Below are 18,702 nucleotides of genomic sequence, written 5' to 3' on the forward strand. Positions count from 1 at the left end.
AACGACAAGATCTTTAAAGGATTTTTACAAGTGAGCTCGATTCTCGACCTTGAAGTCTTCGTGCGTACCGCTGACACGGGCAGCTTGTCTGCCGCCGCCCGTGGGCTTGGCCTCACCCCGGCGGCGGCCAGCATTGCCTTGAAGCGCCTGGAAACCCGCTTGGGCATGCGCCTGTTGGCCCGCTCCACCCGCAGCATGCGCCTGACCGAAGAAGGCCGGCGCTACCTCGACAGCGTGCGCGTGGCATTGGCGGCCTTGGCCGAAGGTGAACTGGCGCTCAAGCAGCAAAGCCAGGGCCTCAGCGGTTTGTTGCAACTGGCGGCGCCGTCGGATTTCGGACGCAATGTGCTGCTGGGTTGGCTGGATGAATTCAAGGCCGAGCACCCGAATATCCGCCTGCAATTGCTGCTCAACGACAGCAATGCCGACCTGTTCCGCGACACCGTGGACATCGCCCTGCGGTTTGGAGTGCCCCAGGACTCCAGCCTGGTGGCGCTGCCCATCGCCACCGAGCACTGCCGCGTCGCCTGCGCCAGCCCCGCTTACCTGGCACGCCACGGTACGCCGCTTGAGCCCATGGACCTGGCCCGGCACAGCGCGCTGCGCTATATGCGCCAGGGCCAGGTGAGCAAGACCTGGCGCTTTCATCGGGGCACGCAGGTGCAGGAGGTCGAGGTGAGCGGGGATTTTCTCAGCGACGACGGTGAGATCGTGCGCCGCTGGGCCTTGGCCGGGCACGGCATTGCCTACAAGGCACGGCTCGATGTCGTCGGTGATATCACGGCCGGCCGGCTGGTGCCGTTGTTCGAGGGCTGGCAGGGGGAACCAGCGCCCTTCAACCTGATGTGCCCCCACCGGCTGCAGGTGTCGGAACGAGTGAAAGTGTTGCAGCGTTTTTTACAGGCGCGTTGCCAGGCCTTGCTGAGTGCATGAAAAAACCCGTGCAGGGCTTGTTCCAGAGCGTTCGAGTCTGGTATTGCATGGCTCACGTTTCACGATCAGGAGGAGTTATCCATGATTTATCGCACGTTGGGCCAGTCCGGGTTGAAAGTCAGCGCCTTGACCCTGGGCACCATGATGTTTGGCGAACAGACCAGCACCGAGGACTCGCTGCGCATCATCCACAAGGCCTGGGACCAGGGCATCAACTTTATCGACACGGCGGACGTCTACACCGCTGGCCGCTCCGAAGAGCTGGTGGGCGAAGCCATTGCCCGCCATCGCCAGGATTGGGTGGTGGCGTCCAAAGTTGGCTTTGGCCCAGCGGACGGCTTGCCCAACCGCAGCGGCCTGAGCCGCAAGCGTATCTTCAACGCGTTGGAAGCCAGCCTCAGCCGTCTCGACACCGACTATCTGGACATCTACTACCTGCACCGCGAAGACCACGACACGCCGCTGGAGGTCACGGTGTCGGCGATTGGCGACCTGATCCGCCAGGGCAAGATCCGTTATTGGGGGCTGTCCAACTACCGTGGCTGGCGCATCGCCGAAGTGATTCGCGTGGCCGAGCGCCTGGGCGTGGACAAGCCGGTGATCAGCCAGCCGCTGTACAACATCGTCAACCGCCAGGCCGAGGTCGAGCAGATCACGGCGGCGGCAGCCTACGGTTTGGGCGTGGTGCCGTACAGCCCGTTGGCCAGGGGTGTCCTCAGTGGCAAATATGCGCCGGATGTCACGCCTGAGGCCGGCAGCCGCGCCGCGCGCCAGGACAAACGTATTCTCGAAACCGAATGGCGCGTGGAGTCGCTGCGCATTGCCCAGCAGATCCAGCAGTACACCCAAGGGCGCGGCGTGGGGATTGTGGAGTTTGCGATTGCCTGGGTGCTGAACAACGCGGCGGTGAGTTCGGCGATCGTCGGGCCGCGTACCGAGGCGCAGTGGGATGCCTACACCGGCGCGCTGGATGTGCAGATCACGGCTGAGGATGAAGCGTTTATCGATACGTTGGTTACGCCGGGGCATTCGTCCACGCCGGGGTTCAACGATATCAGCCATTTCGTCTCGGGCCGAATCGCGCGTCCATGACCTTCTTTCTCGCTGTGCTCTGAGGGAGGGCAGCGAGAAATTTTCCCGAAAAATGCCCCAAAACAGCGCAACCCTCTCACGCCAAAAGCTCCATAATCCCCTCCTCTCTTGTATCAATCGGTTTTCGCGAGGACTGCGTGTCTAAAGGTGTGGTGTTATCGGTGTTGGCCTCGGTGTTGTTTGCCGTGATGTATTACTTCACGTCACTGCTCACGCCCTTGAGCGGCCTGGAAATTTTCGGCTGGCGCATGCTGCTGACTGTGCCCTGCATGACGGTGTTCATGGTGGTCAGCGGCGAATGGCGGCGGGTGTGGGAGCTGCTGCGGGTGTTGGCGGCCAAGCCGAAGTTGATCGCGGGCGTGCTGGTTTCTTCAGCGTTGCTGGGGGTGCAGTTGTGGTTGTTCATGTGGGCGCCGCTCAACGGCCGCAGCCTGGATGTGTCGGTGGGTTACTTCCTGTTGCCGCTGACCATGGTGCTGACCGGGCGCCTGGTCTGGGGTGAGCAACTGTCGCGCCTGCAACAACTGGCAGTGTTTTTTGCGGGACTTGGGGTGCTGAACGAGTTGTACCAGGCCGGTGGTTTTTCCTGGGCGACGCTGGTGGTAATCATCGGTTACCCGGTTTATTTCGTGGTGCGCAAATTCCTCAAGACTGACCACCTGGGCGGGCTCTGGCTGGATATGGCGCTGATGCTGCCGGTGGCGTGGTGGTTTGTGCAAAACGGCGAGCAGGGTTTTGCTGTGCTGGACGCGCAGCCCAAGCTGTACGCGTTGATTCCCACGCTAGGGGTTATCAGTGCGTCGGCGTTGGTGAGCTACATTATTGCCAGTCGGTTGTTGGCGTTCAGCCTGTTTGGGTTGCTCAGCTACGTTGAGCCAGTGTTGTTGCTGGGCGTGGCGCTGTTGCTGGGTGAGGGCATCAAGGCGGGCGAGTGGCTGACCTATATCCCGATCTGGCTGGCGGTGATGGTGTTGGTCTACGAGGGCTTCAAGCACCTGATGCGCCAGCGCAAGGCGTGATGGGCCACCCGTGTCATTTCCGGGCGGCTACCACGGCTTGATGGCTTTGCGTGTTACCCCGGTCATCCAGGGTGGTGAAAGCCAGCTGTTGCTTGCTGGGCGGGGCGTTGCCGGTCTTGGACAACGGCACGGTTGCCGACGCGAACGGCCCGAGCATCGGTGGATCATCCGTACTGAATTCACCCATAGGGTTAGCCCAGGTGATGCTCGTCAAGGTGACATGGTACGGGCCAGGGTTGGTGACGTGCACGGACGAATCACCCGCAGCCCGCCATTGCAATGCATCGGGCGCTTCATTGGCCACAGGGCGCAGTGACGCGGGGCGCAAGAACAGCTTGATCCGCGTACGGAACGCGAAGTAGATCTGGCCGGCCTTGTCTTCTTGTGCCTCCCCCGAAGGCGGAATGCCCAATACGTTGAGCCAGAACAGTGATTCGCGATCCGTCGGCAGCGGCTCATGCCCGGTGGCATTAAAAAACAGGCGCAGCGCAGCGCCCTTACCCGCGTCCATGCGGGTGATCGGCGGAGTAATGGTAAACGGCACATCCGTGACCTCCGGCTCGCGCTGGGCATCCCCTTGATCAATCCAGAGTTGTACCAGTCGCGGGCCATCCGCTTCGTTTTTCAGGTTGACGGTGACCTCCCTGGCCCCGTCCGTGTAGATCACGCGGGTTCGATCGATGACAATTTCCGCGTGTGCCGACAGTGCCGCGGCAATGAGCAACACACCTGCACTGAGCCTGTGCCAAGCCCCGGCCATCAACGATAGGCCATGGTAAAAGTCGCTCGACCGTTGGCGGTCCCGGGCGAAATACCTTGCGCGGTTCGCAAGTAGCGGGCCGATATGGGGATGGTGACCGTACCATTGCCCGTGCTCCCCACGAACCATTGGTTCTGATTGCCGACCGTCGCGGAGTCGGCGCCATAGCTGATCAACGTGCCACCGCGCAACAGTTGCACGGCGACGCCCTTGGCGTTCGAATCACTGCTCAGCGTGAGGGTCGTGCTCCGGTTGGACGGTTGGGTCTGGTCGGTGACCGTAATAAATACGTCGCGCGTACCTCCTCCCCCTCCCGCGCAACTGAGGCTGATGTTTCGACTGACGTTACCGGCAGTGCTGCCGACAGCACCGAAGCTCCTGATCGGTACTTGCCCCAGTGGCAGAACGACCGCCGTAGTGGTTACCCGGCATGTGGGCTTGGCGGGTGGGCTGATGTGAACAGTACTCAGCATGACGCTATGAAACCCTGGGGATGTGATGTCGGCATCGGAGATGATGAAACTGGCGAGCTGCTGCGACGATATTGTCCCAGCCGAGACCGGGCCGGTGGCTACAAAGAATACGCGGCCATCCAGGCCCCAGAACTGCGGCTTGTTGTGGGTCCTGCCGTACAGTTCCACCTGATTATGGCTGACGGCCTTGAACGGATAGTTAGGGTCCTTGGCCATCATGGCAAAGCCGACACCCGGCACCGACGTGTTGTACACCGGCATGCTCACGCCCCCCGAGTTGAACGTACGGCCCGAATACGCACTGCTGAGCAATCGGATGTTTGACCCGGCGTAGTATTGGAACGGCCATTCGACGTAGGTACACCTCATGGCATAACCGGCCGTGGGACCGAACGCGTACCCACCGGACGCCCCGATAACCTGGCCCACCGGGTGGTTCGGCGCAACCGTCAACGTCAATGCAGGTAAGACTGATGCTGCGGTAGGGTCACATTTGCCCCTGGCAAACACCTGCGACGACACCATCGTTGCAAGAAGCATCAGCATGCCAACACTCAAGTGTTTGGCCCGCGACGCTAACCTCACACGATCAAGCCCCATCATTTGCCGCACTCCTGCACCGTCCTTCAAAACATACGAAAAAATCACAGTTTGCTGACTCCTAACCCGGCTGACGAATCCACACACAACCCTTGCAGCATTTCAGCACTCGCCTGACGCGTCGCTTTTTCCTGGGGCGCCAACTGATAGCTGATCCGGCATTGCCCATCGATCGCCTCGCTCCACTTCACGGTCAAAGACCCGGTGTCGGCAACTCCGCGCACAAAGGCTTTGCTCGCTTGGCCAATCACTCCGACTTCACGCCCATGCTCATCGAACACTTGAGCCGCAAACGGCAGTGGTTTACCGTTTTCGCGGCGGGCCTTGAGCACTACCGCACGCCCGCTGTTGGTCTCGAACGTCACCAACGACAGGGCGCCCAGGGTTGGCACGACGTTGCGCGTTGATTCCCGTAGCTCTACATCCATCGACATGCCTTCTGGATCAACACTGATCGGATTGCTCTGGAAAGCAGTAAGCGAGGGCACTACCGCGTAGCCTCCGCGGTTGATACGCGTAGCGCTGCCGGTGCCGAGCGTCGCACCCTCCGCGCCCGGCACATGGACCAGGGCAGACGCCTCGCCCAGGCTTTGTGCAAAGGTGATGCCTCCTCCATGGACGACTACGCCGCCGTCGGCGCCAAACGACACCTGGGAACTGTCGCGTGTCTGCCCGTAGCCAGCGCGCAGGCTGGTGACATCGGTGCGGTAGCCAGCGTAAGCATTTGCCTGGGTGGAACGGCTGTCACCACTGATGGCCCGGCTGGCCGAGATGCCATAGTTACCCTCGGCGTTATCGCCCACCAACCCATTGATGCCGACTTGCTGCTGACTGCCGCGGTTGTCACCGGTGTCGCGTGACAGTGAGGCGTAGACGCTCGGAGCGTTGCTTTCCTTACCCAGTGGCATGGACAACGTCAGCATGAAGCGGTTGTCGACCTTTCCTAGCTGACCATTTCGGCCAAAAAACACTTCATCGCTTTGTTCCCGGCCGGTGAGTTGCTGGGTGTCCTGGACCCGCGAACGTTGCGCCGAGAGGTTCCAGCCGATGGTGTTCCAGGTTGAGCCATAACTGGCGGTAAACGAGGTCTGCCGGCCCTGTTGCTGGCGCCAGTAATCCACTGAGCTGGCATACAGGCTCAATGTCCCGTCGCCGAGTTTTTGGTTGATCGTCAGGTCGAGCCGGCTCTTTTGCCGGGCGTAGGCCAGGGTGTCCTGCCCGCGCCGCGCCAGGTCACGCACGTTGAGTGCGTCGGGCAGGCTCAAGTAGCCTTCGGTGGAGAAGCGATAAGCGCCCATGGCCAGGTGAGTGCCGGTGGCGTGCAGGGTTTTGTTGTAGCCCAGGCCAAAACTGCGCCCCGACAGCTGCCCCTGATCTTGCACGCCGGTACTCGATAGGCTGCCATCCAGGGAAAATGCCCCCAGTGCCGTGCCGATGGCCACACCCAATTTGCCCTGGGTGTATTCTTCGGCCAGCGTGCTACCGCCGTATGCGGTCAGATAATCGCTGAGGCCATGCTGCAACGTGCCCTGCAGAATCGGTTCTTTATTGTCCGCTACACCTCTTTGCTGCACCCGCCCCGCGGTCACGCTGTACTGGGTCGCCCCTTCCCTTAACAGCTGTGGCGCCACTGAGTACGGCACCACGAAAGTATTACGACGACCGTCAACTTCGGTCACGCTCACGGTCAGGTCGCCGCCCTGCCCTGTGGCGTTCAAGTCGTCGATGACAAACGGGCCGGGAGCCACCGTCGTTTCATAAATCGTGTAGCCGTTCTGGCTGATCGTGACGGTTGCGTTGCTTTCGGCTATGCCACGCACCTGCGGCGCATAGCCCTGCTGTGATTGTGGCAACATGCGTGTGTCTGTTGCCAGGGTCACACCCCGTACCCGCACACCCTCGAGGATCTGGCCGTTGCTGAACGTGTCGCCGACGGTCAATTGGGACTCAAGGGGCGCGATGCTGCGCTGCACATAGGTGGCGGTGTTCTGGTAGGTCTGCAAGCCGTTGGGGTTGTCCCACGCTTGCGCGCCTTGGTGCCGCAGGCGCCAAGCGCCCAGGTTGAGCCCCGCATTGAGCCCCAGGTAAGCACGATCCTGCCCCTTGCCCTCGGTCACGGCCGAGGTACTGAAGTTGTAATTGAGCAGCCCGGCGGTAATCCCTTCATCCCAATAGGCCGGGTCGATATAACCCCTGCGCGAGCGCTGCATATAGGCTTGTGGCACGCTTGCACTCCACTCAAGCGTAGAAACATCGAAACTGCTGCTGGCCAGCGGAACCCATTGCCCCAGATCGCCGCAATATTGGCCGTGCAGCGCCTGCGAACCCGTGGTCTCAACCTTGTCCATCGCGATGCCCAGTTGCTCAAGCATCTCCTGGGTCAGGCAGGGTTGCGCGCTTGCGGCTTCGTTGGGCAGCTTGAAGTCCAAGTCTCGACGGCCTACAGGCTGGCCATTGACGATGATGTCCACGCGATAAGTGCCAGGGCTCATAGCATTGCTGGCATTGAAACGCGTGGTATCAACCATTTCTCCTTGCGCCGGGGAGAACGCATCCAGATCGAAACTCGATGCGGACGCAAAAGAAATCTCGGGCGACATCAGCGCGGCGCTGAAAAGGCCGCCCAGCATCAACTTACGTCGCTTGAACGGTAAAACAGGGGCGTGACGATGGGGCCTGACATGGACGTTATCATGCATGGTCATTACTTCGGTGAGTACAGAGGGTCGGGGATCAGCGTTGGAGTGCAGCGCGTATCGGCGCAGAAAACGCACCAAAATCATTGATATAGGCAAAGTCAACCTGCGCATCAGCGGGCACGCGAGGTAGGGCCTGGCGCACTGGCAAACGCAAGGTGGCGCGTGGTTCGACCATGCCCGAATCGACGGCAAACTTTTTCGCGCCGGGGGCTGCACCCATTGCCAGTGCTACGTCGTTGAACGTCACGTGATAGGCCGATGGGTTGTGCACAACCAAGGCAGGCTCTTTGGCGTTGCGATCCAGCGTCCAGCGCAGCTGTTCATGAGCACCTTCCGGCGTTCCGGGCAGACCTGCGGGACGGAAAAACACTTTGGTGCGAATGCGAAACGCGAAGCGCAGCTGGTTGCGATTGCCCTCTTCAAGCGCCGGATCAAATTCGTTGGCCGAGGGAGGCACCTCCAGGACATTGAGCCAGAACACGGACTCTCGGTCCGCTGGCAGCGGTTGCCGAGTGTAGGACAGCCGCATGACCTGGCTTTTGCCGGAGTCCAGGCGGAATACCGGTGGGGACAGACTAAAGGGAACATCGCTCGTCTCCGGGCTCTGGTCGCTGCCACCGTTGTCCAGCCAGGCCTTGACCAAGCGAGGTGCGGTTTGATCGTCATTGGTCAATCGAACGGTGATTTCGCGACGGTGCTCCGGGTAGATCTGTCGTGAGCCATCGATGACCACCCCCGCGCTGAGCACTTGAGAAACCAGCGCCATGACCAGCCCCAAAGTGACCTTCAACACGTGATGATGTAAAGAGGTTGAGAAGTTAAGCATTGCGCTTTCCTGGATCAAGTGAAGGCACCCGCCGACAGATCGTCGGGCGGGCGCTCATGCTGCAAGTGGGATGTAGGTCAACCCAACTTGATCAAGGGAAGGTAACGGTGTACTGCACGTTGGTGCTGACCAGGCCCTGGCCAGCGCCGCCGCCGGTAGCGATGTAGCGCGCGTAGAACGGCATGGACGCGACACCACCGGAAACAGTGGCGGTTGTCGCGGTGTTGCCGGTACGCAGGTCCATTGGAGTGTTCACCGCACCATCGACGATTTGCACTTCGACGTTAGTTGCCGGCGTGGCGGATGCGAGGTTTTTCAGGTTGCCTGTGGCCGGGTTGATCGCCGGGCTGGTGGCCTCATAGAGCACTGCAACCTGGGTGCCTTCCGGGCAGGACGCACCGCCGACGTGAATGAAGTACTGCTTAGCCCCAGCGGTCTGGCCGGCGGAAGCCAGCGAAGTGGTTTGAACAGTGTTCAGAACCACTGGAAAGTTGGCCCCCGAACCCGGCGCGGCGCCGGTGCCACCGCTGATGGTGCAGGTGGTCCCGGTAATAGCACCCGTGATGCTGATGGTGCCGTCGGCGGCAGATGCCGAACCGGCGCAGAGCCCGAAAATGGTCATGAACGCTGCAGCCAGTGTGTGTTTTTTCATGGTTACGCTTCCTAGGATATTGAGTTTGATGAGTGGGTGAAAACGACGCAAACCGCCTTAAGATGCGTCTGATGTACTGTGGAAAAAACGTCGAAAAGCGTTCCAGATTTTTCATTGGCGAGGTATTTCAATTTGTTTACTCACACATTTGACCGGACAGGGTCGAGCCCGCCGCTTGTTGGCATTCAATGGGGACTGATCGGCAGTGATGGTGAAAGGGCTCAAGCATTGGCGCGTCAGCGCCGGGCATGATTGGTATATGTGGAAGGGGCGCCCCTATCCCTTATAGAGAGTTCATCGCCGGAGTTTCGTAGCGATTTGATAATGCCGCGAAACATTCAGTCACGATCATTGGCGCCAAGCGTCATGTCAGAATAGGCCTAGCCGTAGGCTTTCTTTACGTCATCGTGCAGGACACTTCCTAGCACCTAGTCCTCTCTGTGAACTTCGATTGCAGTCCCGGTCTAGCCCATTTATTGGCATGAAAAAAAAAGCCCGGTAGAAGGCCTCTTCTACCGGGCTTTTTTCGTACTGTGTGACGATTAGTTAGCCGTCAAAACACCACGCCGCACTTGGTCACGCTCGATGGACTCGAACAGCGCCTTGAAGTTGCCCTCGCCAAACCCATCGTCGCCCTTGCGCTGGATGAATTCGAAGAATACCGGCCCCATCAGGGTTTCCGAGAAGATCTGCAACAGCAGGCGCTTGTCACCTTCGATGGACGAACCGTCCAGCAAGATGCCGCGTGCCTGCAACTGGTCCACCGGCTCGCCGTGGTTCGGCAGGCGGCCTTCGAGCATTTCGTAGTAGGTGTCTGGCGGCGCGGTCATGAAGCGCATGCCGATCTTCTTCAGCGCGTCCCAGGTCTTGACCAGGTCTTCGGTGAGGAACGCCACGTGCTGGATGCCCTCCCCGTTGAACTGCATCAGGAACTCTTCGATCTGGCCCGCGCCCTTGGACGATTCTTCGTTCAGCGGGATGCGGATCATGCCGTCCGGGGCGCTCATGGCCTTGGAGGTCAGGCCGGTGTATTCGCCCTTGATGTCGAAGTAGCGCGCTTCACGGAAGTTGAACAGTTTTTCGTAGAAGTTGGCCCAGTAGGCCATGCGGCCGCGGTACACGTTATGGGTCAGGTGGTCGATGACCTTGAGGCCGGCGCCTTGCGGGTTGCGGTCCACGCCTTCGATGAACACGAAGTCGATGTCATAGATCGAGCTGCCTTCGCCGAAACGGTCGATCAGGTACAGCGGCGCGCCGCCGATGCCCTTGATGGCCGGCAGGTTCAGTTCCATCGGCCCGGTTTCGATATGGATCGGCTGGGCGCCCAGCTCAAGCGCGCGGTTGTAGGCTTGTTGCGAGTCCTTGACGCGGAACGCCATGCCACACACCGACGGGCCGTGTTCAGCGGCAAAGTAGGAGGCGATGCTGTTGGGTTCGTTGTTGAGGATCAGGTTGATCTCGCCCTGGCGGAACAGGTGGACGTTCTTGGAGCGGTGGGTTGCAACCTTGGTGAAGCCCATGATCTCGAAGATCGGCTCCAGGGTGCCCGGCGTCGGCGAGGCGAACTCGATGAATTCAAAGCCCATCAGGCCCATTGGGTTTTCGTATAGATCTGCCATGGTGGCACCTCATCATTCTTGTCATAAACACAGGGTTAATTGCGAGCAAGGATGAGGTCGGATGGCGGCGCACAGGAAAGGCCTCGCACAGTGCGGGCGAGGAAGTCACCAAAGATGAGGGGGGAGCCCAGTAGCTTCATGGTTGCATCAGTCTCTGACGGCCGAGGCTTGCGTGAGCGCAAGTCCATATTCTTGTATGCGTAAATCGATTCTACACAGCGTAACCGTATTTGTCCGTACTCTTATCAAATCCCCATCGGCCTGGCCTGTGCAAGGGGTTTATTGCACAGGTAGATACCGAACAGGATCACCGCGCCGCCGCCGAGCATCGGCCAGGTCAACGGCTCGCCCAGCAACAACGCGCCGCACACCACTGCTGTCAGCGGGTTGAGTGCGATGAACACGCCGGCGCGGGTGGCGCCGATGCGACGCAGTCCATCGTAATAACCGATATACGCCAGGGCCGAGCCCAGCACTCCGAGGTACAGCAGGCTGAACACCTGGGGCGAATGAAGTGCGCTGAGCCCTGCTACCGTCATGCGCCCCGTGGCAAGCGTGGTGATCACCAGCATCGCCGTGCCCAACAGAATCGACCATGTCACCGTCTGCAACGGCCCCAGGCTGTGGTTCAACCCCCGAGAACACAGCGAGTACACGCCCCACCCCACCACACAGCCGAAAATCAACAGGTCACCCCGCCAGGCATGCGCACCACCTTGCAGCAACTGGGGGTTTCGACTGACGATCACGGTCGCAGCGCCGCCCAGGCACAGGGCAATGCCCCACCCTTTGGCCCGGCTGAAACGCTCCTTGAACAACAGCCACGACGCCAGCCCGATCACGGCCGGGTTCAACGCGACGATCAGCGACGCCCGCGACGCATTGATGGACTGCAAGCCATAGAAAAAACACAGGTTGTAGACATAAATCCCGCAGAAGCCCAACCACGCCAGCCGCAACAGTTGCGCCGGGCCCGGGCACGCCAGAGGGATGCGCGCAAAAAGCATGAACAACAACAACGCCAGGCTCGCCGCGACAAAGCGCAGGCTGGCCGCCAACAGCGGATCGACACTCGCGGCCAGGTAACGACCGGCGACAAAAGTGCCGCCCCAGATCATCGTCACGGCCGCGAGTTTCCAGTAAGTGCGGTGGTCTGCGGACAACTTCATCAATAAATGCTCGGGTGGTGGAAGGACTGGCGTATTCTTCGACTAATACTCGATCATCGTAAAATGAGTGATTGTTCATGACCCTGACCCAACTTGAAATTTTCTCCCTGGTGGCCGAGCTGCAAGGTTTTACCAGTGCGGCCCACCGCCTGGGCATCGGCCAATCGGCGGTGTCCCACGCCATCAAGGCGCTGGAACAGGAATGGGGGGTGGAAGTGTTCCGCCGTCACCAATCCCAGGTCGAACTCAGTGACATCGGCCAGCAACTGCTGCTGCGCGCCCGGGCCATACTCGGCCTGGCCAACACCCTGCAACAAGAGGCTGCCGATGCCCGCGGGATGAAACGCGGCACGCTGCGCATCGGCTCGTTTGGGCCCACGTCCTCCAATCGGTTGCTGCCGCCTATCCTGGCGCGCTTTCGCCTGGCGTATCCAGGGATCGAGGTGCATATCGATGAAGGCCCGGATCGCCAAGTAATGCAGTGGCTGGACGAGCGGCGCATCGACGTTGGGTTTGTGGTAATGGAACAGGAGCGTTTCGACACGTTTACGTTGTTCGAGGATCAGTTGGTGGCGCTGCTGCCTGCCGACCATCCGCTGGCGTCTCGCCCGGCCATCGCGTTGGAGGCCTTGTGCGACGACCCATTTATCCTGACCGAGGCCGGCTCGGCGGAACTGGTGGTTGGGCTGTTCAACAGGGCACGGCTGGTGCCGAAAGTGCGTTTTCGCTGTGCTCAGTTGTTAAGTACGCTTGAAGCGGTGAGCCGAGGCGACGGTGTGAGCCTGGTGGCTGAGGGTTCATTGCCTCAAGTGGCGGACCCACGCTACGTGGCCCGCCCTCTCGCCCCAGCAATCGCCAGCCCCATCGGGCTGGCGGTATTGGACCGACGTCAGTCATCACCTGCGACCCTGGCGTTTATCCAATTGGCACAAGGGGTTCATACTCCTACTGACCGAACGGCTAGGTAGGGCAAGCTAATTCTGGCCCGGCCAACTATCATCGAATCAAGCTGATGTGCCCTCCGGCGTTTTTTTCATACTGCAACAGGCCGTGCCCCCAATGCCCCTGACTCTCAACAGCCCGCGAAACCGCGCCAGTCGCTACCTGATCACATCCCTCAGCGCCGTGTTGCCGATCGCCCTCGGCGTGGTGATCCTGTACTGGCAGGCCGAACGCAGCCTTCAACAAAGCACCGCGCAAACCGCCCATGAAGCCGTGCGCCAATTCGACCTGATGCTCGACAACACCGCTCTTGCTGCCCAGGCCCTGCTGCCGCTAGCGGGCCAGCCGTGTGACAGTGCGGCACAACTGGCGCTGCGCGAGCAGGTTACGCGCCGGCCATTTGTGCGCGCAACGACCTTGTCCTGGCAGAAGAACATCTATTGCAGCTCGCTGTTTGGGGATACCTACGCGTCGAAGGTCAACCCGGAAGACTACGTGGACGGCCGCCTGTGGCTGATGAATGGCAACCCGGTCACGCCCGATACCGCATTGCTGGTTTACCGGCTGGTAGAGGGTGATCAAGCGGCGTTTGCCTCGATTGATGGCTACCACCTGACTAACGCTCTGCGCCTGATCAGCCGCTACGCGCAGTTGGTCTTGCAAGTCGGCCCGCACTGGCTGGGGGCTGATGGCAAGGTGCGCGACACCGCTGTGCCGCAGTTTGCCGTGGCCCATCAGCACTTGGCGTCGACGCGCTATGACTACAGCGTGGAAGCCGGTATGCCGGCAGGCGAAGTGTGGCGTTACATGGAGGCTCGCTACCCGGGTTTCTTCAGCCTGCTGGTGTTCTTCGGCATACTGGCCGGCCTCCTCGCGCATTGGCTGCAAAAGCGTTCTTCGGCGCCGACCCATGAACTGCAACGGGCATTGGCCGCAAACGAGTTCATTCCCTATTTCCAACCGGTGGTGCGTGGCGATACCCGCGAATGGGCGGGCTGTGAAGTCTTGATGCGCTGGCAACATCCGAAGGAAGGCCTCGTACGCCCGGACTTGTTTATTCCTTTGGCCGAGCATTCCGGCCTGATCGTCCCCATGACCCGCTCGTTGCTGCGCCAGACCGCTGCGCAACTGGCGCCCCATGCCGGGCGCTTTTGTCCGGGGTTCCACATCGGTGTGAACATCACCGCACGCCATTGCCAGGACTTGGACCTGGTGCAAGATTGCCGTGAGTTTCTCGCCGCCTTCGCGCCTGGCCAAGTCACGTTGGTGCTGGAGTTGACCGAACGCGAATTGATCACGCCGACCGATATCACCCGCCAGTTGTTCGATGCCCTGCACCAATTAGGGGTGCTGATCGCTATTGATGACTTCGGCACTGGCCATTCAAGCTTGGGTTACTTGCGCAACTTCAATGTTGATTACTTGAAAATCGATCAAAGCTTTGTCGCCATGATCGGTGTAGATGCACTCTCGCGGCATATTCTCGACAGCATCATAGAATTGTCCGGCAAGCTCGACCTGGGCATAGTCGCAGAAGGTGTGGAAACAGCCGAGCAATGCGAGTACCTGGCGGCACAAGGCGTAGATTTCCTGCAGGGCTATCTGTTCGGCCGGCCGTTACCCTGCGATGAATTCACCGCGTCCCTGGCGCGCCATTGAATAGCCACAGATTAACATCATGAAATAATCTTATTTAGACAAAGACGTTATTTACTCCCGGTGGATTAACTACTACAATTTTTTCTGCCGGTGCAAAACACGCAGAAAGGCCTCTTTTTTTGAGCCACCTTAAAGCTTTTGGCTTATAGCTTTGCCTGCAGTTGATATCAGCCAACTACATTATTGGAGTACAGATTTTGTCCAGACTCGCCGAATTTCGCGCAGCAGAAAAAGCCCTTCAAGAACAGCTGGCCCAGCTGGAAACCCTGAAGAATGACGCTGGCCTGAAGAAAGAAATCGAATTTGAAGAAAAGCTTCAAGCGCTGATGAAAAGCTACGGCAAAAGCCTGCGTGACATCATCTCCATCCTCGACCCTAACCCAGGCAAGGCCGGTGCAGCTGTTGCCGCCGCCCCTAAACAGCGCCGCGCGCGCGTGGTCAAGGTTTACCACAACCCGCACACCGGTGAGTTGATCGAGACCAAGGGCGGCAACCACCGCGGCCTTAAAGCCTGGAAAGAACAGTACGGCGCTGCCACTGTAGATTCCTGGCTGCGCGGCTGATCAGACCGCACTAACAAAGAGCCCCGCACACGCGGGGCTTTTTTTGCAGGTTCGTTAACGAACTTAACTAACAGTTCACTTTGTTCAAATTCGCCCTCTGCAACGCCTTCAAAGTTTCAAGCTGTCGCGCACCGAAGTGACTTCCTCCTTGCTGGTCTCGTAGGCTTGCGCCTGCCCGGCATAAGAAAAAACATACGCTTTTTCGATATCAACTGCGCCCACCAATGTTTGCGAAAGCACATGCCGCCCGTTTTCGGTAATCACGCAAGTAGTTTCCAGCGCATCAAGACGGCTCAATGTCGTTGGGTGCATTTTGCTACACACACTTTGATAACCGCCTTGGGCAAACTCTTTCTGGATGGATTTGCGCATTTCCAGCAACACGCCTGGAAGATTAACTTTGTGCCCGGTTTCAATCGGTGTAGCGGTCAACTCCATGACCATCAAGGTCGTGCCATTTTCATCGTTCTTGATCGCGCGTTGACGTGATACGACAGCGGGCGTTGCCGGCGCCTCGCCGTCCGGCACCACTTCTTCAACCTGCCAGCCACTGGGCCAATGAATTTCCGGCTCGGCCGCCAGCACCCACGGACTAGCCAACAGCACACACACGGCACTCAACAACGGTTTGCGAAATTCGATCATTGCGAAAAACACCCAGGGTTCCAGCACCAAAGTTTGAGCCCCGCCCCCCATGGGCTGCAAGGCCGGCGTGACCTTTTTCATTTGGCGCACTGGCCGGCCCTTGCGTATCATGACCCGGCTGCACGGATGCTTGCCGCAAGCCAAGGGACCGCTTTGCCCCATTTTTTCTGGAGGGCCCATGAGCCTGCACGAACTGAACACTTTCCCGGGCGTCACCGCCCAACCGGACACCGCCACGTCGAACTTCGTGTTCAACCACACGATGTTGCGGGTCAAGGACATCACAAAATCGCTGGACTTCTATACCCGCGTCCTGGGTTTCTCCCTGGTTGAGAAACGCGATTTCCCGGAAGCCGAATTCAGCCTGTACTTCCTGGCGCTGGTGGACAAGGCCCAGATCCCGGCCGATGCGGCTGAGCGCACGCAGTGGATGAAGTCGATCCCCGGCATCCTGGAGTTGACCCACAACCACGGTACCGAAAACGACGCTGACTTTGCCTACCACAACGGCAACACCGACCCGCGTGGTTTTGGCCATATCTGCATTTCCGTGCCGGACATCGTCGCCGCCTGCGCGCGCTTCGAAGCCCTGGGCTGTGATTTCCAGAAGCGCCTGAGCGATGGCCGCATGAAGAGCCTGGCCTTCATCAAGGACCCGGATGCGTACTGGGTCGAGATTATCCAGCCCGCACCGCTGTAAAAGTCCCGCGCAATAAAAAAACCCCATGATCACTCATGGGGTTTTTCATTTCAGCCAGGCAACTTACGAGGTGCGGATCAAGTGATCAAAAGCACTGAGGGAAGCCTTGGCGCCCTCGCCCACCGCAATCACGATCTGCTTGTACGGCACCGTGGTGACGTCACCGGCGGCGAACACGCCTGGCAGTGAAGTCTCGCCACGGGCATCGACAATGATCTCGCCGCGAGGCGACAGCTCGACAGTGCCTTTGAGCCAGTCAGTGTTCGGCAACAGACCGATCTGCACGAAGATGCCTTCCAGATCGACCGTCTTGAACTCACCGCTGTCGCGATCCTTGTACGCCAGGCCAGTGACTTTCTGACCATCACCTTTGACTTCGCTGGTCAGCGCGCTGGTAATCACGTCGACGTTCGGCAGGCTGAACAGCTTGCGCTGCAACACCGCATCCGCACGCAGCTTGCTGTCAAACTCCAGCAAGGTCACGTGGCTGACAATGCCGGCCAGGTCGATGGCTGCTTCAACGCCGGAGTTACCGCCGCCGATCACCGCCACGCGCTTACCTTTGAACAACGGACCGTCGCAGTGCGGGCAGAAGCACACGCCCTTGGCCTTGTATTCCTGCTCGCCCGGCACGCCCATTTCACGCCAGCGCGCACCGGTGGCCAGGATCGCGGTCTTGGATTTGAGGGTCGCACCGCTTTCGAAGCGGATTTCGTGCAACTCACCCGGGTTCTTCGCCGGCACCAGAGCACTGGCGCGCTGCAGGTTCATGATGTCCACGTCGTACTGACGCACATGGGCCTCAAGGGCGCTGGCCAGTTTCGGCCCTTCGGTTTCCTGCACCGAGATAAAGTTCTCGATGGACATGGTGTCCAGCACTTGCCCACCAAAACGCTCGGCGGCGACACCGGTACGGATGCCTTTACGTGCTGCGTAGATAGCAGCAGCCGAACCGGCTGGGCCACCACCGATGACGAGCACATCAAACGCGTCTTTGGCGCTGATTTTCTCGGCGGCTTTTTCGATGCCGCTGGTGTCGAGCTTGGCGAGGATTTCTTCCAGGCCCATGCGGCCTTGGCCGAAGTTCACACCGTTGAGGTAGACGCTGGGTACCGCCATGACCTGGCGCTCATCCACTTCTGCCTGGAACAGCGCGCCGTCGATGGCGACGTGGCGGATGTTAGGGTTGAGCACGGCCATCAGGTTCAGTGCCTGGACCACGTCCGGGCAGTTCTGGCAGGACAGCGAAAAGTACGTCTCGAAGCTGAACTCGCCTTTGAGGGCGCGGATCTGTTCAATCACTTCGACACTGGCCTTCGACGGGTGGCCACCGACTTGCAGCAGGGCCAACACCAGCGAAGTGAATTCATGGCCCATCGGGATGCCGGCAAAACGCAGGCTGATCTCGGCACCCGGGCGGTTGATGGAGAACGATGGCTTGCGCGCATCGTTGCCATCGGTTTTCAGGGTAATCAGCGTGGTGAGGCTGACAACGTCCTGCAAAAGGGCAAGCATTTCCTGGGATTTCGCACCGTCGTCGAGGGAGGCGACGATCTCGATCGGCTGGGTGACCCGTTCCAGGTATGACTTCAACTGAGCTTTAAGATTGGCGTCCAACATACGGGCGATTCCTTTAATTCTGGGTAAAAAAACGCCCGAGCGAATATCGCCCGGGCGTTTTTGAGGGCGGATGCAGCTTACTTAAGGTGCGGTGTATTCCGCCCTGAGGTGCTTCACAGACTTAGATCTTGCCAACCAGGTCCAGGGACGGAGCCAAGGTAGCCTCGCCTTCTTTCCACTTGGCTGGGCACACTTCGCCTGGGTGGGCAGCAACGTACTGAGCGGCTTTGATTTTGCGCAGCAGCTCGGAAGCGTCACGGCCAACACCGCCGTCGTTCAGTTCAACGATCTTGATCTGACCTTCTGGGTTGATCACGAACGTACCGCGATCTGCCAGGCCAGCTTCTTCGATCAGTACGTCGAAGTTGCGGGAGATGGTCAGGGTCGGGTCGCCGATCATGGTGTACTGGATCTTGCCGATGGCTGGCGAAGTGTTGTGCCAGGCTGCGTGGGCAAAGTGGGTGTCGGTGGAAACGCTGTAGATCTCGACGCCCAGTTTCTGGAATTCGGCGTAGTTGTCGGCCAGGTCTTCCAGCTCGGTTGGGCAAACGAAGGTGAAGTCGGCTGGGTAGAAGAACACCACGGACCACTTGCCTTTCAGGTCAGCGTCAGACACATCTACGAAGTTGCCGTTTTTGTAGGCGGTAGCTTTGAACGGTTTTACTTGGCTGTTGATGATAGGCATCGTTGATTCTCCGTCAGGTTTTGTAGAAGGGCTTAACAAGTTGATG

General features: G+C 59.5%; 17 protein-coding genes. 7 read left to right on the forward strand and 10 right to left on the reverse strand.

All coding sequences use genetic code 11. From position 1 onward, the window contains the following. The first annotated feature begins 30 nt into the window (after nt 1–30). From J1G37_RS23905 to rarD, 3 genes are all read left to right on the forward strand, one after another. Nucleotides 31–933, forward strand: a complete 903-nt coding sequence (locus J1G37_RS23905) for a LysR family transcriptional regulator (protein WP_207045736.1) — start codon at nt 31–33, stop codon at nt 931–933. 81 nt (nt 934–1,014) lie between these two features. Beyond that, nucleotides 1,015–2,025, forward strand: a complete 1,011-nt coding sequence (locus J1G37_RS23910) for an aldo/keto reductase (RefSeq protein ID WP_207045738.1) — start codon at nt 1,015–1,017, stop codon at nt 2,023–2,025. A gap of 137 nt (nt 2,026–2,162) precedes the next feature. Then, nucleotides 2,163–3,044: an EamA family transporter RarD gene (gene rarD / locus J1G37_RS23915; RefSeq protein ID WP_207045741.1), complete on the forward strand. Its 882-nt coding sequence runs from the start codon at nt 2,163–2,165 to the stop codon at nt 3,042–3,044. Between the two features lie 13 nt (nt 3,045–3,057). Here rarD and J1G37_RS23920 read toward each other — a convergent pair whose 3' ends face one another. The 7 genes from J1G37_RS23920 to J1G37_RS23950 all read right to left on the reverse strand — a co-directional run bounded on the left by J1G37_RS23920 (nt 3,058) and on the right by J1G37_RS23950 (nt 11,842). After that, complete coding sequence (locus J1G37_RS23920) at nt 3,058–3,771, reverse strand: molecular chaperone (RefSeq protein ID WP_207045743.1); 714 nt, start codon at nt 3,769–3,771, stop codon at nt 3,058–3,060. A gap of 32 nt (nt 3,772–3,803) precedes the next feature. Beyond that, nucleotides 3,804–4,823 carry a fimbrial protein gene (locus J1G37_RS23925; RefSeq protein ID WP_207045745.1) on the reverse strand — a complete coding sequence of 340 codons (1,020 nt, stop codon included), beginning with the start codon at nt 4,821–4,823 and terminating at the stop codon, nt 3,804–3,806. Between the two features lie 98 nt (nt 4,824–4,921). Further along, a complete protein-coding gene (locus tag J1G37_RS23930; protein WP_207045747.1) occupies nt 4,922–7,576 on the reverse strand; it encodes a fimbria/pilus outer membrane usher protein in 2,655 nt (884 codons plus the stop codon). Between the two features lie 34 nt (nt 7,577–7,610). Further along, the gene (locus J1G37_RS23935; RefSeq protein WP_207045749.1) at nt 7,611–8,402 is read right to left on the reverse strand and encodes a fimbria/pilus periplasmic chaperone; all 792 of its coding nucleotides are present in this window, start codon (nt 8,400–8,402) and stop codon (nt 7,611–7,613) included. Between the two features lie 91 nt (nt 8,403–8,493). Further along, complete coding sequence (locus tag J1G37_RS23940; RefSeq protein WP_207045751.1) at nt 8,494–9,054, reverse strand: hypothetical protein; 561 nt, start codon at nt 9,052–9,054, stop codon at nt 8,494–8,496. A 542-nt stretch (nt 9,055–9,596) separates the two neighbouring features. Continuing rightward, entirely contained in the window at nt 9,597–10,673 is a 1,077-nt protein-coding gene (gene hppD / locus J1G37_RS23945) for a 4-hydroxyphenylpyruvate dioxygenase (protein WP_207045753.1), read from the reverse strand. Between the two features lie 245 nt (nt 10,674–10,918). After that, nucleotides 10,919–11,842, reverse strand: a complete 924-nt coding sequence (locus tag J1G37_RS23950; RefSeq protein ID WP_207045755.1) for an EamA family transporter — start codon at nt 11,840–11,842, stop codon at nt 10,919–10,921. 77 nt (nt 11,843–11,919) lie between these two features. Between J1G37_RS23950 and J1G37_RS23955 the strand changes: the two genes are divergently transcribed. The 3 genes from J1G37_RS23955 (at nt 11,920) to J1G37_RS23965 (ending at nt 15,006) form a co-directional block, all read left to right on the forward strand. Next, the gene (locus J1G37_RS23955) at nt 11,920–12,810 is read left to right on the forward strand and encodes a LysR family transcriptional regulator (RefSeq protein WP_207045757.1); all 891 of its coding nucleotides are present in this window, start codon (nt 11,920–11,922) and stop codon (nt 12,808–12,810) included. Between the two features lie 91 nt (nt 12,811–12,901). Next, nucleotides 12,902–14,443 carry an EAL domain-containing protein gene (locus tag J1G37_RS23960; protein ID WP_207045759.1) on the forward strand — a complete coding sequence of 514 codons (1,542 nt, stop codon included), beginning with the start codon at nt 12,902–12,904 and terminating at the stop codon, nt 14,441–14,443. 197 nt (nt 14,444–14,640) lie between these two features. Next, the gene (locus tag J1G37_RS23965; protein ID WP_124524701.1) at nt 14,641–15,006 is read left to right on the forward strand and encodes a histone-like nucleoid-structuring protein, MvaT/MvaU family; all 366 of its coding nucleotides are present in this window, start codon (nt 14,641–14,643) and stop codon (nt 15,004–15,006) included. A gap of 108 nt (nt 15,007–15,114) precedes the next feature. On the opposite strand, the gene J1G37_RS23970 is transcribed toward J1G37_RS23965, so the two are convergent. Next, a complete protein-coding gene (locus J1G37_RS23970; protein WP_207045814.1) occupies nt 15,115–15,651 on the reverse strand; it encodes a DUF4946 domain-containing protein in 537 nt (178 codons plus the stop codon). Nucleotides 15,652–15,829: 178 nt separating this feature from the next. Between J1G37_RS23970 and gloA the strand changes: the two genes are divergently transcribed. After that, on the forward strand, nt 15,830–16,351 hold the full coding sequence (gene gloA, locus J1G37_RS23975; RefSeq protein WP_207045761.1) for a lactoylglutathione lyase: 522 nt from the start codon (nt 15,830–15,832) through the stop codon (nt 16,349–16,351). Between the two features lie 63 nt (nt 16,352–16,414). On the opposite strand, the gene ahpF is transcribed toward gloA, so the two are convergent. Both ahpF and ahpC read right to left on the reverse strand, forming a co-directional pair. Next, nucleotides 16,415–17,971, reverse strand: a complete 1,557-nt coding sequence (gene ahpF / locus J1G37_RS23980) for an alkyl hydroperoxide reductase subunit F (protein WP_207045763.1) — start codon at nt 17,969–17,971, stop codon at nt 16,415–16,417. Nucleotides 17,972–18,092: 121 nt separating this feature from the next. Continuing rightward, nucleotides 18,093–18,656, reverse strand: a complete 564-nt coding sequence (gene ahpC / locus J1G37_RS23985) for an alkyl hydroperoxide reductase subunit C (RefSeq protein ID WP_010210361.1) — start codon at nt 18,654–18,656, stop codon at nt 18,093–18,095. Nucleotides 18,657–18,702 lie beyond the last annotated feature (46 nt).

Source organism: Pseudomonas sp. Marseille-Q1929 (assembly GCF_017316265.1).
Classification (GTDB): domain Bacteria; phylum Pseudomonadota; class Gammaproteobacteria; order Pseudomonadales; family Pseudomonadaceae; genus Aquipseudomonas.

What these genes read in the sequence shown, in the direction of transcription:
- J1G37_RS23910 (WP_207045738.1), top strand. Translation starts at nt 1,015, where the DNA reads ATGATTTATCGCACGTTGGGCCAGTCCGGGTTGAAAGTCAGCGCCTTG.
- J1G37_RS23925 (WP_207045745.1), bottom strand. Translation starts at nt 4,823, where the DNA reads ATGCTGATGCTTCTTGCAACGATGGTGTCGTCGCAGGTGTTTGCCAGG.
- J1G37_RS23930 (WP_207045747.1), bottom strand. Translation starts at nt 7,576, where the DNA reads ATGCATGATAACGTCCATGTCAGGCCCCATCGTCACGCCCCTGTTTTA.
- J1G37_RS23935 (WP_207045749.1), bottom strand. Translation starts at nt 8,402, where the DNA reads ATGCTTAACTTCTCAACCTCTTTACATCATCACGTGTTGAAGGTCACT.
- J1G37_RS23940 (WP_207045751.1), bottom strand. Translation starts at nt 9,054, where the DNA reads ATGAAAAAACACACACTGGCTGCAGCGTTCATGACCATTTTCGGGCTC.
- hppD (WP_207045753.1), bottom strand. Translation starts at nt 10,673, where the DNA reads ATGGCAGATCTATACGAAAACCCAATGGGCCTGATGGGCTTTGAATTC.
- J1G37_RS23950 (WP_207045755.1), bottom strand. Translation starts at nt 11,842, where the DNA reads ATGAAGTTGTCCGCAGACCACCGCACTTACTGGAAACTCGCGGCCGTG.
- J1G37_RS23955 (WP_207045757.1), top strand. Translation starts at nt 11,920, where the DNA reads ATGACCCTGACCCAACTTGAAATTTTCTCCCTGGTGGCCGAGCTGCAA.
- J1G37_RS23960 (WP_207045759.1), top strand. Translation starts at nt 12,902, where the DNA reads ATGCCCCTGACTCTCAACAGCCCGCGAAACCGCGCCAGTCGCTACCTG.
- J1G37_RS23970 (WP_207045814.1), bottom strand. Translation starts at nt 15,651, where the DNA reads ATGATCGAATTTCGCAAACCGTTGTTGAGTGCCGTGTGTGTGCTGTTG.
- gloA (WP_207045761.1), top strand. Translation starts at nt 15,830, where the DNA reads ATGAGCCTGCACGAACTGAACACTTTCCCGGGCGTCACCGCCCAACCG.
- ahpF (WP_207045763.1), bottom strand. Translation starts at nt 17,971, where the DNA reads ATGTTGGACGCCAATCTTAAAGCTCAGTTGAAGTCATACCTGGAACGG.
- ahpC (WP_010210361.1), bottom strand. Translation starts at nt 18,656, where the DNA reads ATGCCTATCATCAACAGCCAAGTAAAACCGTTCAAAGCTACCGCCTAC.